Origin of the sequence: Shewanella sp. OMA3-2 (assembly GCF_021513195.1) — a bacterium.
In the GTDB taxonomy this organism is placed as follows: Bacteria; Pseudomonadota; Gammaproteobacteria; order Enterobacterales; family Shewanellaceae; genus Shewanella.
The window spans coordinates 3250007-3266538 of sequence record NZ_CP090974.1; the positions used below are offsets into that span (position 1 = coordinate 3250007).

A 16532-nucleotide genomic window follows, 5' to 3' on the forward strand; every position below is an offset into this window, starting at 1 on the left:
ACTTTGGGAAGGATAAAAGATGACCTTCCTAAGTCATTATGCCTGTGTATCTACACCTGGCCCGCCTTGCGATACCATCACCATAGCGGGACGCAATAAACGGTCATTTAAAATATAACCTTTCTGCATCACTAACATCACAGTATTTTCTGGGTATTCCGCACTTGGCTGCATACCTATTGCTTGATGATTGGCTGGATTAAACACATCACCTAATGGGTTAACTTGAACCACACCAAACTTTTCAACAGAGTTTAGGAACCCTTTCATTGTTAACTCAACACCCTCATAAATCGCTTTAGTGGCTTCATCCTCTGGTGAGGTACCTTGTAAAGCTCGTTCCATGTTGTCGATAACGGGCAGCAGCTCATTAGCAAATTTTTCTAGCGCAAACTTACGCGCTTGTTCTACGTCTTTAGCTGTACGTGTACGAATATTTTGTATTTCAGCCGCCGCACGCACCTCAACCTCTTTACGATCAGCTAATGCAGCTTCAGACGCTGCTAATAACTGCTCTAATTCTTCAATGCGGAAATTGGCTTGGGTTAACTCATCCATTAAGCTTGCTTCGCCAGCTTCAATGACAGTGCCTTCTTCCACTTGATCTTGGGTATCGATATCTTGTGGATCGTAGTTTGACTCGTTGCTCATTTTCACTCCAGCTAAAAAATGCGATGTTTTCAGTAATCTTGATAGAAACATATCAGAAGAAGATTAATTATCATGCTTCTGACACTTTTAATTAGTTTGGGTATATTATGGGGATCAATTTCAGCGTTTCAAGGCTTTTAAGCCTAACAAATATCAATATGAGCAAAAAGTTTAATACTATCGGCCTTATAGGTAAACCGCATCATCATGGCACAAACTTAACCTTGAAGCGTTTGCATCATTGGTTATCAGCACAAGGCTACCAAGTCATTGTTGAGTCACGTATTTCGGCAGAGCTTGGCAATGATATATCATCCATGGACTTACTTGAGATGGGGGCGCATTGTGATCTGGCCATTGTGGTAGGTGGTGATGGCAATATGCTTGGTGCTGCACGGGTATTAGCCCGTTTTGATGTGGCAGTTATTGGCGTTAACCGAGGTAATTTAGGTTTTTTAACCGACTTACCACCAGAAAATTTTGAAGATACGCTCGCAGAAGTGCTTGATGGCAAGTTTGAAACTGAATACCGCTTTTTATTAGAAGCCGAAGTGCATCGCCATGGTAAAATCACCTCAAGTAATACCGCTGTCAATGAAGCGGTATTGCATCCTGGTAAAATTGCTCACATGATCCAATTCGAAGTCTACATAGATGAACAGTTTATGTACAGCCAGCGCGCTGATGGCATGATTGTATCTACACCAACTGGCTCTACTGCATATTCATTATCAGCAGGAGGCGCCATCTTAACCCCTAATTTGCAAGCGCTTATTCTAGTGCCTATGTTCCCCCATACTCTTTCTTGTCGCCCAATTGTGGTTGATGCCTGTAGCACCATCAAATTAGTGGTATCACCCGATAACGGTGAAAACCTTGAAGTGAGCTGTGACGGCCATGTTCATTTAGCCGTATTGCCGGGTGATGAAATTATTATCCGCCGTTCGAGCGAACAATTACGACTAATCCACCCTAAAGGACATAATTATTTTCACGTATTGCGTAATAAACTTGGCTGGGGCAGCAAGCTGTTTTAAGCGCTTGATATTCTTGTTTGTCCTAGACAATCACATGCGTGGACATTTTAACTATCAACGACTAGCTTTAAACTGGGTTACTTTAAATCAAGTTTAAAGTGATGATTTACTTAATAAATATAGTTTTAGAAACAGACTAACATAAAAAATTTTGCCTTAATGCCATCTTTTTTCAGCTTTCTATCGCATACCCAGTTGCAGCATGGAGCCTATGGGTGCGTAAACGGTATGCACCTTAAACCAGTACCACTTATCCAATAGAACTGCTGGATGACAGGCTTATGTTTTAACGGTTGAATTGTAGAAATAAATAAGGAAAATTCAAACTTAGAAACATAAAACAACAAAAAGTCTCTTTATTTTATACCGCAGGCTACACACAACAAGCTAGCAAACCCACTTGCAATGTTTCTGCATTTAATAAGCTTGTGGCGATAATTTCTAACCGCGAATCGTTCGCGTCATCCAGTTCAGTTAAACTCAGCTGTGTATCGACCATGTTAACCCCTAGAATGCCCTCTTCAGTAATCATCACAGCTTTAAGACGTAATATTTCCGCTTGCTTAAATGTTTCAATCCATGCCATTAATAAATCAAAATCAAATATTACGCTTGGACTGATTAACCACCCCACACTGAAACACCCTTCACCTTGATTGATTTTACACACCACTTCCCCCTCATTTAAAGCAGGTAAAGTGGTCTCTTCAACCTGATTAAACCATAGATTTGATTTTGCTGATAAACCACTGTTTAACAAAGCATGTTGTGGCTTAGTCTGTTGAATAGGCTTAATGGTTTTTTCATGAGGTTTATGCAAACTGTTTAGTAAAGTGTCAATAAGCTGCGGTGAGCTAAAATGATCTGCAGCGGTAACAACACTAGGATTAATTTTCAGCTCGTCAAAATAGGCGGTTAACGCGTCAATATCCGACTGTTGGTAAAGTTCACTTTTACTGGCAACGATGACATCGGCTATTAACAATTGCTGAATATATATTTCATGCTGACGATAACGGTTATCTGCAAGTTTTCTGGCATCCACTAAACATAAACATGCCTGTAGATTAATGACTTGTTGGTAATGTGGCTCACTCAAAGTATTGATAATTTGCTGTGGATGACCAATACCGGTCGGTTCAATTAGTAACCTATCAGGCTTTGCCCGTTGAATAATTTGATTTATTGCCACTTGTATCGGTATACCGGCCGCGCAACATAAACAGCCACCAGCAACTTCTTTTATTACCACACCTTCAGCAGGCGAAGTATTAATTAACCCAGCATCAATACCAATTTCACCAAACTCATTCACCAGTACCGCCCAAACCTCATTTTCAGGTTTATGCTTAAGTAACTGTTTAATTAAGCTGGTTTTACCTACACCTAGAAAGCCTGTAATCACATTGGTATTGACGGGTTTGATGATCATATTTTGCTTATTTCAATTATTTTGATTAATTCAGTTATTTCTTCTTACTGTATTTGCCATGGCGTTGTGGTTTGCTTGACTCTTTATCAAATTGACCTGAGCGATTATTGCGATTTGGACGAGCATGCTTTTTAACTGTTTTAGTCGGATCTGATGCCAATTCACGGTAACGCGCAGGAAGCGGTGCACCTTGCTCATAACCTGCAATGCTTGTTAATACTAAACGCTGCTGAATAACCCCTTCAATAGCTTCAAGGCATTCCTGCTCTTGTGGGCTAACCAGTGAAATAGCTTCGCCCGCTAAACCAGCACGACCGGTACGGCCTATACGGTGAACATAATCTTCAGGCTCTTCAGGTAGTTCAAAGTTAATCACCCGTGGTAACGCTTGTATATCTAGCCCTCTGGCGGCTAAATCAGTTGCCACTAATACCCGTAATTTACCAGACTTAAACTCTTCAAGTGCCTTATTACGTGCACCTTGAGATTTATCGCCATGGAATACGGCACTTTTAATCCCGTCTAATGACAATTCTTTTTGGAGATGATCAGCGGTTTCTTTACGGCTGGTGAACACCATCACTTGCTGCCAATTATGTTTGCCGATGAGTTCTGATAATAACTCGGCTTTACGGCGCTGATCGACTTGATAGGCCAGTTGAGTCACTGTTGCTGCAGTGGTTGTGGTTGCCACATTAATGTGCTCAGGTGAAATCAGCATATCATCGGCTAACAATTTAATTTCATCAGAAAAAGTTGCTGAAAACATCATAGTCTGGTGATCGCGATTAATAAGTCGTTTCACTTTTTCAATGTCTTTAACAAAGCCTAAATCAAGCATGCGGTCTGCTTCATCAATGACTAAATACTTTACCGATGAAAGAGATAAGTCGTGCTGACCAACAATATCAAAAAGACGACCTGGGGTAGCGACTAAAATATTAACCCCTTGGTTTATTGCTGTCAGTTGTGGGCGAATACTGGCGCCGCCATAAACCGCGACACTTTTAATAGACGGTAAAAACTGACTAAATTGGACAATATTTTGCTCAATTTGAATCGCTAGTTCACGTGTAGGCGTCATGATTAATACTGTCAAATGAGAAGCACTCAACTTATCGCTATTATCAAAACTATCCTCATCTGCAGAGGTAATCATTTCAATCAACGGCAATGCAAATGCGGCTGTTTTACCTGTTCCAGTTTCAGCATTCGCCAGAATATCTTTACCAGCCTGGATTTTTGGGATCACCGCCAACTGGATTGGTGTTGGGATCACATAACCAATTGCGGTCAGTGCTCGTTGAATTTCAGGCTTTAATCCTAGCGATAAAAATGACATAACAGGCTCTATACAATAAAAGAATTAGCAATCGCACATTATATACTGAATTGACCTGAAAACTTATAAAAAACGCTAATGGCACTCAGGTTTGACGATCATAGATCAAACATCTCAAGTAACATTTTGTATCAACCTGACAATTTTGGTTGAATCAATGGCCTAAAACAGCAACTATGTGACAAAACTTATAACAACTTCATAAAGGAATATATGAAACCTTATTTATTTGCAGCAGTTTTAATCAGTTTAACCGCCTGTGGTGGTTCAGACTCATCCTCAGAAACACCAGCCCTGGATCCGACTCCTAAGCCAACACCTGAGCTAGCGATTAATGTCTGTTATTTAGTAGACACAACTATGGGCGAATTCACCTTAGGTATTGATAACACTAACATGCCGGTCACCTCTGCTAATTTTAGTCGTTATGTTAACGAGAAATTTTATGATGGCACTCTATTTCATCGTATTGCCAATAACTTTGTTAACCAAGGGGGTGGTTTTACCTCTGGTCTCAATGCAAAGTCCACTAATGATCCAATTAAAAATGAATCAAGTGTGGGCCTTAAAAATAATCGCGGCACTATCGCCATGGCGCGTACCCAGGTATTAGATTCAGCGACCAGTCAGTTCTTCATTAACATTCATGATAACGATAACTTAAATTATCCTAGCCAGGGCGGCTATGCTGTGTTTGGTATGGTCGTTGAAGGCATGGAAGTGGTTGATATTATGAATGCTGTTAATACTCAGTCAGTGCAAAAAAATGGACAAATTTTCACTGATGTTCCTGTTGAAGAGATTGTCATTAATTCAATTAGAGAAACAAACTGCCCAGGGTAATAAATTAACCAGACCGTTTACTACTATTAATGAAAAAACGAGTTGAGGTAACATAACAACAAAAACACTAAAAAAGGTGCCAGCGCACCTTTTTTAGTATTTCTCATCGAATATTTGATAGCCTCACAAAGATTGCCCACTGAGATTAGTATGTTCACTACAGATAACATAATCTGTGGAAGTAGCATCATGGCGACAAAGTTTGGCTTTATACACGCGTTTATCGTGACAGATAAATCACTGGTCGCTATTGGTTTAGTCGCTAAGATGGCTGATAAATGACAAACTTAAATATTCAAGTTTCAGAATTTGATGACGTTCAGCCCTACCCTACTTAATAAGCAATGTAGTGGCAAAGTTGGCTTTGTTAACTCAAAAACAATCTGACTTTATTATTTCACTCGGGAATGGTTCACAGCATGACAGTACAAATAGAATCACATTAGTTGCCATTAATACCTCTGCGGCTCCGCAAGTAGAATAACACTTTATTGTATTATCACTGATTAAACACTTCATCATTAAATGGCTATTGTCGCTAAAAAATTTCCCTATGCTATCGTTAAATGCCCCCGAACTCATGCTAGAAAAACCGGCTGTATTTACAGCGGCCACAAGCATAGATGCATTAACACATACTATTGAAGTCTATGCCTCTACTGCTACTAGTCCCATTACAGATGCGTGTGCCATTAAAGCTATCAAATCAATTCGAGAAATTTAATGATTGTAATCAGTAATGGTTAAAATATTGATGTTCGCTAACAAGTGGCCTATGCTCAGTTTTTAGCCTGCATGACCTCAACCATGCAAACTTAGACAACATCCTTTTTACGGCACATCGCCTAGGTGCTCTCTATGACCTACCTCACTGAATGCGTAATGCCATTGTATTACTCTATGCACAAATTTATAACGCCAAAGCAATACCACAGCGTTTGGTCTATATAGCAAAGGTTTTGGGGGAGGGAATATCAGCGGCTAATTCGCTGAAGCAACGATACTAGTCACTGATGCAATTAAGCGCTTATCTGAAACAATTGATAATCCAGCTAAACTTACAAAGATAGATGAAAAAGCCGAAGATATTCCAATCGTGGCAGAAGATGCATTAAAAGATGGCAGTGGTTTGTCCAATCCACAGCAAGCCAGTTTTGAAGCAACATGCCCAATTTATCAATCTGTATTGTAAAAATTAACGCGTGACAACTGCCGATATAGCCTACTTAAAGTGTTATTTCAATTATTATAAGCCTCGCATTTTTACGTGCTTTTTATTAGGTAAATTTTGTTTACCAACAAATGGTTAGTTAATACATTAGTAAAAGCGAACCTAGCTCTCAGATCTGATAATAACGATTGACCCCAATAGAATTTACGGTCTATGATAAATTATCTTACAAAGAAAAGGTGCTCCTAAAATGACAGCGATTACTCATGTCCACAATTACACCGTTCGTTGCCCTCACTACCAACAAAATGACAAACAAGCCTCTTGGCAAAATCATATCGAAGTTAACCATTCTTGCGAAATAGCCTTAGACAGAATCACTAAATGGCATAATAATGCTGGCAGTAAATTATTTGAAATAGATGGCATTACTATTCGTAAAGCTGATAAGGAAGAAGCTTACTTTGCTATGCAGAGTAGCCGTTTAAAAAATGATGGTCACGGTTTAGTCACTTTTAAAGTTTATTTAGATAACTGCTGCCAAGACGCTTCTGTCAATGACATTATGGCCCATCTGATCAATGACTATATGCAACGTTGTGAAAAAATCAGCTAATCAAATAATTATCTACATTACGATCAATAAAAAAGGTTTAGTACCACACTAAGCCTTTTTTATTGTGCCAAAGGGTCATAATAATTTTCCGTAATAACTATCCACAATTTAACTGCATAAAACCACCCGCATGAGTCCCTTGATCAAAAGTTAAACCTTTAAAATGATTATTAAGTAAGGCTTGCTGATGTTGTTGATTATGTGTGCTAATACATAAATATTCCCCGCTACAAAGATGACGGCGTTGCACACTGGGTTTATCCCATAAAACAGATCCTATCGGCTGACAGTCAGGTAAAGCTAACGGCAATAAACCAGTACTATTTCTCAGATAACATCTTAATCCAGCTCCAGCTCGCGCTATAATCGCATCAAAACGCGTTAAGTCGATGCTGATATAAACCATATTAGTAAAAATATGTAGCCCGGAATTCATCATCCGCGTATTGAGGTAATTAAGCATTTCTACTGGATTAAGTAGCTCGCTACTCATCCCCGTCCTAAAACTTTTCAGTTTTTGATTAATAAAGCTACGCAGCAATACACACCCAAAGGCAGCACTGTTGTCTTCAGGTTGGAAGTGAGCCATATACATCACAAGATGATCATCACCAACCATAGTGGAATCTATAAAATAAGCGCTGACATCGCTGTTTTTAAATAAACTGTAATCTATCGCTGCTTGTGGGTATTGAATATGAGAAGCGGGAAAAAGTTGTTGTTGTACGTTTTTGGCTGCTTGTGAGTTTTGTTCAAGTAACAATAAGTTTTCATTTAACTCAAGATACGATAATTCAGCTAATTGACGCTCAAATACATCTGCAGGGTCATAGGTGTTTTTTGTAGTTTGATTAACAGATTGATTTAATGCTTGCTGAATAGCCGCTTCAATAATAAATAAATCGGCTAAGGGTTTAACCAGATAGTCACATGCACCAATTCGTAATGCCTCAACGACATCAGACATGTCATCATTGCCTGAAATAACAATTGCTGGCACGTTTGGATTAATCACCATCATCTGTCTTAACATGGCTAAACCACCTAACTTAGGCATATTTAAATCAGCGATGACAATATCAAATGCACACTCACTGAAAAGCACCAAACCTTGGCGACCATCAGCGGCATGTTTAACCACAGCCCCTTTATTTTGTAAAAAATCTGTCACTAACTGACTAAAAACAGGATCATCTTCAACAATTAAAACGGATATATCTGTTAGTACCATACTACAACTCCACAGATGAAACCTGCCAGAGTTGTACCTCTCTGGCTATTTACTCTAACTCATCCATATATTCATCTAACAGTTCATCATCCTGTTGATTCTGGGGCACATTACCATCATAAACTTTATAATCCATGTGCTGGAAATATGCTTCTTTTACAAATGTATAAGGGTCTAGAGCATTGTCTAGCAGTCTTTCTTGGTCAATAGCTGACGCACGCGTGTGTAACCCTTTTAAAGCCCACTTTAATGCCGATTGCCATAACGTAAACTCTGATAAAGGAAAGTATAGACCATCAACCCAGTCTGTCGCGAGTTCACGCGTCACATAAGGGCCTAAAAAGGGCGCCATAAAATAAGGGCCATTGGGAACACCGTAATATCCAAGTACTTCATTGAAGTCATCATCTTTACGCGGCATCCCCATCATATCGGCAACATCAACAATGCCTAGAAGACCTAGGGTGCTGTTAATTGTGAATCGTCCTCCAGCATTGGCAGACCAACCCCATTTACCCTGTAAAGCGTTATTGACCATTGAGCTAGGCTCTTCAAAATTACGCACGAAATTATCTAAACCGGACTTAACCGGATGAGGGACATAATCATTGTAACCATGTGCTACTGGGCGAAATAAATACTTATCAAAATATAGGTAATTTAAATCCCACATCACGCGGTTAAACCCTTCAAATGGGTCTCGGAGATCATTGTGGAGAACAGTAACAGAAGACGTATTATCATCTAGTTGCGCTAAATCGGCCTCAGGCTCATTAGCGACAACATTACTGACACTTAGTAACAGGAAAGGAAGTAATATTCCTTTAGACATATTCATAATACTCTCTTAAAAACACAACGGCTAAAGCGATAAACAAACTGCTATTTTGTCGTTTTTATTAAAGCAATGATTGTTCAGGTCGATAAATGCTGAGATAGTCAATCTCAGTTTGTAACGCAGGCTAACGAGTCATCACCAAACTGACCGTGAACTCTAAAAAGCCATTAAGCCGCTAAGGATACTTCAGCAGGCATTAATCGCAAACTCAAAATTGTAAAAATAAATTAAATTTGCATCTTTAGTTTTATAATAGAAACATCTAAGGCCATAACATGAAGGCGTCAGACACAAGATTACAACCAACAGTAAATACAAGCTCTGATGGTAAAACTGAGAAAATAAATAAAATCACTGGCTCAGCTAATCAGCATGTACAGACACCTGCTAATAAGTCCCAACTTTTGTCTGATGTTTCCTTACGCGTAAATACCAACAACTCCGCATCAACAGCGGCAACTCAATCAACTTCGGCGACCCTCAATACAATCCCCCAAAGAACGAGTTCAAGCGCAACCAACAGCCCTACTGTTATCAGTGCTGATAAATCACTTATCGCAACCAATAATATTCAACCAGTAATGATATCTACAACTCAAAATAATACCCCATCACAAAATGTGAATGTCACTATCGCAAATCAACAGTATCAACTTAACTTGACCGCAGAACTGCAAAAAATATTTCAAAACAGTGCACAAATTGTTATTACTGCTGATGCAGTGAAAGAGCTTAACCAGCAAAGAGTAGCTGTTATGCATACATTGATGCAAACAGCATTGATAGATGGCTCATCCAAATTGGCGCCTACATCTACGCCTGCACCAAATCAACAAGTGCAAACTCAACTGATATTATTAGCCCAAGCCATTCAAATAACGTTACCTACATCTTTAGTGGCACTGGCTGTTCAAAATGGAGTATCTACAGAGCAATTATCACAATTAGCCTCTAGAGCCCATGGTTATCCATTGCCTAATGCGGTTATTAACCAACAACAACTCACCTTTGTCGATGGGCCGACAATCAAGTTGGATCATGCTCATTTAGCAAAGGGGCAATACCTAGTCAATATTATAAACGTTAATCAGCGATTAGTACTGACACTTACCCCTGTGCAAGCCGAAGTAAAGGTGAGTTTGACTCCAACAACTCAAGCGCCAGATAACCCAGTTACAACTAAGCAAGACGCTATTGTGTTAAGCAAACCAGAGCCTGCACAGATGCTTAATCTGCTATTTAAAAAGCTCGAAACTTCTTTGTTAACCGAAACAACCCTAAGAAATAATCACCAGACTAACGGACAAGCATCTCAACCTGAAACGACGATTAAACAAGATCTATCAAAAGATGGTTCAAATATACCGAGCAAATTAGCTGCTATTCCTGGTCCCAAAATAGATACATCATCGGCACAAAAAATGGCCAAAGACATTGCTGGCGTTTTAAATCAGAACGCTTTAGACCCAGATGCTTTAAACTCGAGTTCAACTAAAGTAAAAGCATCACTAGACATAAATAATACAGCCTCCTCTAATGCAGATAAGCCGACTTTAGGGCCTATTGAAGTATTACAAAAAGCACTGTCTAAAGCTGGCGCCATGCCCATAATGACTAAAACAGCAAGCCAATCCCCTCAAAATCTAGCATTAGAATTGCTAAAGTTACTGCCACAATTAGCACCTCAACCTATGACTACATTGACAGAGCCAAATCAATTATTGGGTGAGTTACACAGTATCAGCGGATTAAATTTAGCTCAAACTACACCCCCCGCAACACAGTCTCAACTTTTTTCAGGTGGTGCAGTATCAACACTATTTCAGCTATTATTAGGCGTTAAAGCTCAAAATAGCGGTAAACAAATCAGCGAAAAATTACAAAACCATTTACAGTTGTTACAACGTTTAACCGCAGGAAAACTCTCTGCAAGTAACGGTTTATTGAGCTTACTGGAAAAAGCAGGCACCTTAGATAGCATGAGTCAGCTAGCCAATAGCTTCCAACTTTATCAGCAAGCCAGCGGTAGTGATCAAACGCTAAATTGGTATTTTGCTTTACCCTATTCCCTCAATCAACGTAACGAACAGTTTGAAGGGCACTTTCAAAAGGAGCCAGATAAGGACACTGAAGATAAAGTGGGTTGGCGTTTACAGTTGAAATTTAATTTATCTCAAGGTGCAATCTTGATTATCGCGCACAAAAAAGGTGAGGTACTCAATTTGCAGTTTAAAGGTAATAACCAACTGTTATTAGATAAAATTTCTAATTTTAATAGCGCATTATCACAAAAAATTAGCCAAATTGGTTTTACACCTGGCGAATTTTCAACTCAAATTGCCAATATTCCTGCAACCCTGTTACCGGGTGACCATTTCTTAGTAAAGACGCGCGCTTAATTAGCTTGGATTGTGAGGTAAATATGCAAAAAAATGATGATGAAAACAAAGTGAAGCATGCTGTCGCCTTAAGTTTTGATGGCAAACACGCACCTAAAATAACCGCGTCAGGCAAAGATTTAGTCGCGGAAGAAATTATCTCGCTGGCGAAAGAAGCCGGAGTGCATATTCATCAAGACCCTCATCTAAGCGAGTTTCTACAACTACTTGAAATTGGTGAAGAGGTTCCTAAAGAGCTTTATCTTTTAATTGCAGAACTCATTGCTTTTATCTATATGCTAGAGGGGAAATTCCCAGAACAATGGAATAATTTACATCAACGTATTCTTACCGAAGTTTAACGACCGGGATGTTCTTCCTCTAACTCAGTAGAAAAAATAACAGGCAGCAAAAATTTTGAAACTGTGTTCGCATGGTCAAATAGCTTGGTGACGTGGTAAACTTCACACCCATTCCCTATTCTAGCAATTGACACTAAAACTCATGACTGACTCTCCATTTACTATCAGCAAAGTGGCCACTTCTAGTGCTGAAAAACGTGCAATAAGTTATGCCAGTACAATTTTCAATTTATTTGATTCTGTACTTTTCACGAAACAGCCTGCAGATCGCATAATAGCCAACTATTTTAGAGAACATAAAAAGCATGGTTCAAAAGATCGCCGCGTGATCAGGGAAAGCTTGTTTAGCTTATTTCGTTGGTGGGGGTGGATAAAACAACTTGGCGACTACCAACAGCAAGCGACTTTCTTTAGCATGCTAGCGAGTGCGGCACAATTAGAAAACCATTCATGGATTGATATTCGTGACGCTTGGTTAAAGTTTGGCAACCATCCTCATTTAGCTACCCCACTGCCATCATCTGAATCTGATAGCGTTGTCGATAAACTTCATCTGTTTAAGCAATTCTCTCAACTGGACAGCTGCACACTTGAACAGCTTTTACCCACTTGGTTTTGGCTGCACTGTAATGTGGATTCTGAAATAGAAAAGCAGGCTTTAATCCAGGCCATGAGTTCACGCCCGCCTATTTGGGCAAGGGCACAGCAGTCTTCGACTCAAAATGTATTGAACCGATTGTCCCAGGACAATATTCAGGCTGTAGGTTCTGAGTATTTTAATGACACGATTAATTTAGGCCATAACAGCATTAATTTAAATCAAGTAGCTGCATACACTGAAGGCTTACTTGAAATTCAAGACATTGCTTCACAGGTGATTGGTCAGACTTGCAATCCTAAGACAGATAGTCAATGGTGGGACGCTTGCTCTGGTGCTGGAGGTAAGAGCCTTCAGCTATTATCATTAATGCAACAGGCGGGTATTGAGGGACATGTAACCGCATCTGACATCAGATTCCCCCCCTCAATGAGCTGCTAAAACGTGCTAAAAGAGCCAACTTTAAACAGATTAGTATTTCACCGTGGAAAACGGAGCTGCTTCCGGTTAAATCAGGCTTTTTTGATGGTGTGCTAGTCGATGCACCTTGCAGTTGTACAGGTACTTGGCGTCGAAACCCTGACATGCGCTGGATAGACGATGTGAGTAGTATAGAAACAAAGCCCGAACTGCAATTAGACATTCTTCAGCGCAGTGCTAATGCGGTAAGAATAGGTGGGGAATTAGTTTACGCAACCTGCTCGCTTGCACAGGCAGAAAATCAGCAGGTAGTAAATGCATTCTTACAAAGTAATGTAAACTTTGAACTGGAATTATTAACTCACCCTTTTGATGGCAGCCAAAGCACTATGTTAACGGTTTGGCCGCAACAGGCCGATAGTGATGGCATGTTTGTCGCTAAAATGCGCCGAATAAAGTAATCATTATTAAACTAAAAACACCATTGCCATTGCAATGGTGTTTTTTTAACTAATACGGTTATTTCTTATGTAATCGTAGTAATAACTCAACTTCTGCTTTAGGCAACTCACACTCTTGCATAAGCTCTTCAATACCTGCGCCAAGAGCTATCATCTTCACAGCCCTCGAGTAAAGTTTAGCTTGTGGGTCTTGTTGGCTAGCTTCATCAATAAGATCTGACTGCTTAGTTAATTTCTTCTCAATCTCAGCAACTTTACGCCCCATACCTATCGTGCCACTGCGCAACTCATTCAGTTCACGTTTAACGGCCTCTCTTTGACGATCGCTTTCTTTTACTAATAATGTTAACGCTTCCACCTTGCTTTTTAATTTGCTCGATTGTTTTTGCAAAAAAAACATTAATCCTAAACAGGCAATGACATATACCAAGGCTGCAATTAAAAATTCATCACCCATGTTTTACTCTCGAAAAAGCTTATAACAAAAAAGCCAGCATACTGAATGAGCTGGCCCGTTGTCACTGAAAAGTTTATTTAAATATCAGTTAACTCTTCCCACTCTTCGTCAGATAACAGTTTATCAAGGTCGACTAAAATCAATAACTCGTTGTCGCGATTGCTTACGCCTTGAATAAACTTAGCACTTTCTTCAGTGCCCACGTTAGGTGCATTATCTATTTCTGAGCGACGTAGATAAACTACCTCTGCAACACTGTCGACTAAAATACCAATAACTTGCTTTTCAGCTTCGATAATCACAATACGTGTTGAATCATCAACATCAGCAGGCTGTAAACCAAAACGTGAACGGGTATCAATAACCGTCACCACGTTGCCTCGCAAATTAATAATGCCTAATACATAATGCGGTGCACCTGGTACTGGGGCAATTTCAGTGTATCGTAATACTTCCTGAACCTGCATTACGTTAATACCATAGGTTTCATTATCTAATTTAAATGTAACCCACTGTAATACTGCATCGTTTGAACCTGCAGCTACAGCTGCTACACTTCTTGAATCACTCATAGTTAACCTCGGTCAATCGAATCCTGACACCCTAAGCCTGCATCAAGCATGTCAATCAAAGCTTGTACATGCAATATGCCACACATTTGTTGTTTTACAACTCCAGCAAGCCAAGGACGCTTACCAGGTTTATCACGCCAATTGACGTGCGATTTATCTATTTTCACAGCGTTGACCAGCGACTCACAAGCCAGTCCCCATCGACTATCTTCCAGCATCACCAAATACTGATAATCTATCGACTCAGCCAGTTCAGGAGAATATTTCTCAGGCATAACCCAAGCACAAGTATCCACTACATTAATTTTTTGTTCTCTATAGGGCTGGACCCCTAAAAACCATTTGGGACGACCAATTAAATGATTTATGCGCTCCACTTTTACAATACCACCTAAACTCACTAAGGGTACTGCTAATGTTAAACCCGCTACCTTAAAAAACAGCACTTGAAACTCATCATCCAGTACTTGCTGAAGATCATGAGTAATACTGGGTGGTACAGCCCCTAATTGTGTTTCAGGCGTTACATCAAGTTGCTCTTCACTCTTTATGATAGCTTTATTTACAGAGCTTGGTATTGTTCCTGTTAAATTTATATCGACTAACGGCTTGATTTCTTTATCAGCATTAACTGTTTTTTGTAGTGAAACCGGACCGACTGTAGTTTTTTTAGTCGATTTCTCAGCTAACAAGCCTAAATGTTGCCTCACCTTATCAGCACTGGCCCTAATTTCCTCTGCTGTCATCGATATTTTAGAAGAGGTTGGCATAACTTCTGGTTTTACTTCAGGCTTTGAAACTGCCGACAATAGCTTTTCAAGCGCTTGCTTATTGATATTTTCATTGGGTTCGGCAAAACCTCTTTCTAATATCGACTTTAATGGTTGTTGATATTTAACTGCTGTATCTGGTTTGTTTAACGGTTCAAAAGAAGCTTTAGAATATTTATCATCAATTTGATGATCTTTTATAACATCAGCCTTATCCACTCTTTTTGAAGTAAAGCTCGACTCAGATGGTTTTTCCGGTTCAATTAGGCCTTTTACTAAACTAGAATCTGGTATAACTTTTATCTCTGCGATTGACTTTTTAGTTACCAAAGCAGGAGTTAACTTATCAGAATTAGTGCGGCTTATTTTGTCTTTAGATATAAGCGTCGTAGGATTTAAAGCTTCAGGTGCAACAATTTCCTGCTTTGCAATATTCGATTGCGCAGTTTGGGTCTCCTCAACACTTTCCGTAGTCGGCTCAGTGAGGAGCAGGGTAAAATAATCAAAAACAGTTTCATCAACCGATTTTGACATGTGCTAGCTCCCGAGAATCAAGATAATTTAACAGTAAATTGTAGGCCTTTACCCCACGGCTAGATGGAGAGTAATGTGATGCAGGTAGATGCGCTAAACTGGCATCTCTAAATTTAGTATCAACGGGGATCACACTATCTGGCCATAGGTTTTTATTATATTTTTCTTGCATATATGACAAGGCTATCGGAGAAGCTTTTGTGCGTTTATCATACATTGTCGGCACGACAGTATAGCTATATCGAGTCTTCTTCGAACGCCCCATCAGCTCCATTGTTTTAATCATTCTGTCTAAACCTTTAATCGCCAAAAATTCAGTTTGAACAGGGATAACAATATGTTGACTCGCCGCCAAAGCATTGACCATTAATACCCCTAGAACGGGCGGACAATCAATAATAGCAATATCATATTTATCTTCTAACAACACCAGTAGATTACGTAGCACCAAGCCCATACCTTCTTGATGTCCCAATGCTCGGTCTAATGTTGCCAGAGCCATGGTTGCAGGCAATAAATCAAGCCCCTCAAGTTGAGTCGGCAAAATATATTGTTGAATAAACTCAGCTGTAAGCGACTTATGATTCACAAATACATCATATAGTGAACCAGGAACCTCTTCAGAATCAATACCTAAATAATAACCTAGTGACGCATGAGGATCTGTGTCTATCATCAACACACGTTGCCCACGTTTAACAATAGCACCAGCCAAACTTGCCACAGTAGTGGTTTTACCCACCCCACCTTTTTGATTTGCTACGGTCCAGACTTTCAAATATTCATTCCTCGGTCTGTTATGATTAGTAAGATTTCATC

Annotated in this window: 18 protein-coding genes; 9 read left to right on the top strand and 9 right to left on the bottom strand. The window is 39.6% G+C overall.

Features of this window, described 5'->3' with window-relative positions; all coding sequences use genetic code 11:
• Positions 1-36: 36 nt before the first annotated feature.
• Entirely contained in the window at positions 37-651 is a 615-nt protein-coding gene (gene grpE / locus L0B17_RS14300; RefSeq protein WP_235085704.1) for a nucleotide exchange factor GrpE, read from the bottom strand.
• A 158-nt stretch (positions 652-809) separates the two neighbouring features.
• On the opposite strand from grpE, the gene nadK reads away from it, so the two are divergent.
• Positions 810-1688: an NAD(+) kinase gene (gene nadK / locus L0B17_RS14305; RefSeq protein ID WP_235085705.1), complete on the top strand. Its 879-nt coding sequence runs from the start codon at positions 810-812 to the stop codon at positions 1686-1688.
• Between the two features lie 373 nt (positions 1689-2061).
• Here nadK and L0B17_RS14310 read toward each other — a convergent pair whose 3' ends face one another.
• Positions 2062-3120, bottom strand: a complete 1059-nt coding sequence (locus L0B17_RS14310) for a CobW family GTP-binding protein (RefSeq protein WP_235085707.1) — start codon at positions 3118-3120, stop codon at positions 2062-2064.
• A gap of 34 nt (positions 3121-3154) precedes the next feature.
• Complete coding sequence (locus L0B17_RS14315; RefSeq protein WP_235085709.1) at positions 3155-4462, bottom strand: DEAD/DEAH box helicase; 1308 nt, start codon at positions 4460-4462, stop codon at positions 3155-3157.
• A 213-nt stretch (positions 4463-4675) separates the two neighbouring features.
• On the opposite strand from L0B17_RS14315, the gene L0B17_RS14320 reads away from it, so the two are divergent.
• The 4 genes from L0B17_RS14320 to L0B17_RS14325 all read left to right on the top strand — a co-directional run bounded on the left by L0B17_RS14320 (position 4676) and on the right by L0B17_RS14325 (position 7092).
• Positions 4676-5305 carry a peptidylprolyl isomerase gene (locus tag L0B17_RS14320; protein WP_235085711.1) on the top strand — a complete coding sequence of 210 codons (630 nt, stop codon included), beginning with the start codon at positions 4676-4678 and terminating at the stop codon, positions 5303-5305.
• Positions 5306-5885: 580 nt separating this feature from the next.
• The gene (locus L0B17_RS18305; protein ID WP_443019954.1) at positions 5886-6029 is read left to right on the top strand and encodes a hypothetical protein; all 144 of its coding nucleotides are present in this window, start codon (positions 5886-5888) and stop codon (positions 6027-6029) included.
• A 342-nt stretch (positions 6030-6371) separates the two neighbouring features.
• Positions 6372-6497, top strand: coding sequence for a hypothetical protein (locus tag L0B17_RS18310; protein ID WP_443019955.1), 126 nt, complete (start codon positions 6372-6374; stop codon positions 6495-6497).
• Positions 6498-6726: 229 nt separating this feature from the next.
• Positions 6727-7092: a cytoplasmic protein gene (locus L0B17_RS14325; RefSeq protein ID WP_235085712.1), complete on the top strand. Its 366-nt coding sequence runs from the start codon at positions 6727-6729 to the stop codon at positions 7090-7092.
• A gap of 97 nt (positions 7093-7189) precedes the next feature.
• Here L0B17_RS14325 and L0B17_RS14330 read toward each other — a convergent pair whose 3' ends face one another.
• Positions 7190-8323 carry a response regulator gene (locus L0B17_RS14330; RefSeq protein WP_235085714.1) on the bottom strand — a complete coding sequence of 378 codons (1134 nt, stop codon included), beginning with the start codon at positions 8321-8323 and terminating at the stop codon, positions 7190-7192.
• A gap of 49 nt (positions 8324-8372) precedes the next feature.
• Positions 8373-9161 carry an MlaA family lipoprotein gene (locus L0B17_RS14335; protein ID WP_235085716.1) on the bottom strand — a complete coding sequence of 263 codons (789 nt, stop codon included), beginning with the start codon at positions 9159-9161 and terminating at the stop codon, positions 8373-8375.
• Positions 9162-9436: 275 nt separating this feature from the next.
• On the opposite strand from L0B17_RS14335, the gene L0B17_RS14340 reads away from it, so the two are divergent.
• The 4 genes from L0B17_RS14340 to L0B17_RS18225 all read left to right on the top strand — a co-directional run bounded on the left by L0B17_RS14340 (position 9437) and on the right by L0B17_RS18225 (position 13380).
• Complete coding sequence (locus tag L0B17_RS14340) at positions 9437-11560, top strand: hypothetical protein (protein WP_235085717.1); 2124 nt, start codon at positions 9437-9439, stop codon at positions 11558-11560.
• Positions 11561-11583: 23 nt separating this feature from the next.
• The gene (locus L0B17_RS14345; RefSeq protein WP_235085719.1) at positions 11584-11901 is read left to right on the top strand and encodes an EscU/YscU/HrcU family type III secretion system export apparatus switch protein; all 318 of its coding nucleotides are present in this window, start codon (positions 11584-11586) and stop codon (positions 11899-11901) included.
• 142 nt (positions 11902-12043) lie between these two features.
• Positions 12044-12940: a hypothetical protein gene (locus tag L0B17_RS14350; protein ID WP_336246470.1), complete on the top strand. Its 897-nt coding sequence runs from the start codon at positions 12044-12046 to the stop codon at positions 12938-12940.
• 56 nt (positions 12941-12996) lie between these two features.
• On the top strand, positions 12997-13380 hold the full coding sequence (locus tag L0B17_RS18225; protein ID WP_336246504.1) for a hypothetical protein: 384 nt from the start codon (positions 12997-12999) through the stop codon (positions 13378-13380).
• Between the two features lie 58 nt (positions 13381-13438).
• Here L0B17_RS18225 and L0B17_RS14355 read toward each other — a convergent pair whose 3' ends face one another.
• The 4 genes from L0B17_RS14355 to L0B17_RS14370 form a co-directional block, all read right to left on the bottom strand.
• Positions 13439-13837, bottom strand: a complete 399-nt coding sequence (locus L0B17_RS14355; protein WP_235085721.1) for a DUF2802 domain-containing protein — start codon at positions 13835-13837, stop codon at positions 13439-13441.
• 77 nt (positions 13838-13914) lie between these two features.
• Complete coding sequence (locus L0B17_RS14360; protein WP_235085723.1) at positions 13915-14409, bottom strand: chemotaxis protein CheW; 495 nt, start codon at positions 14407-14409, stop codon at positions 13915-13917.
• Between the two features lie 2 nt (positions 14410-14411).
• Positions 14412-15713 (bottom strand): chemotaxis protein CheW, encoded by a 1302-nt coding sequence (locus L0B17_RS14365; RefSeq protein WP_235085724.1) that lies wholly within the window; start codon positions 15711-15713, stop codon positions 14412-14414.
• Positions 15697-16491 (bottom strand): ParA family protein, encoded by a 795-nt coding sequence (locus L0B17_RS14370; RefSeq protein ID WP_235085725.1) that lies wholly within the window; start codon positions 16489-16491, stop codon positions 15697-15699. Before L0B17_RS14370 ends, L0B17_RS14365 begins: the two co-directional genes overlap by 17 nt.
• Positions 16492-16532 lie beyond the last annotated feature (41 nt).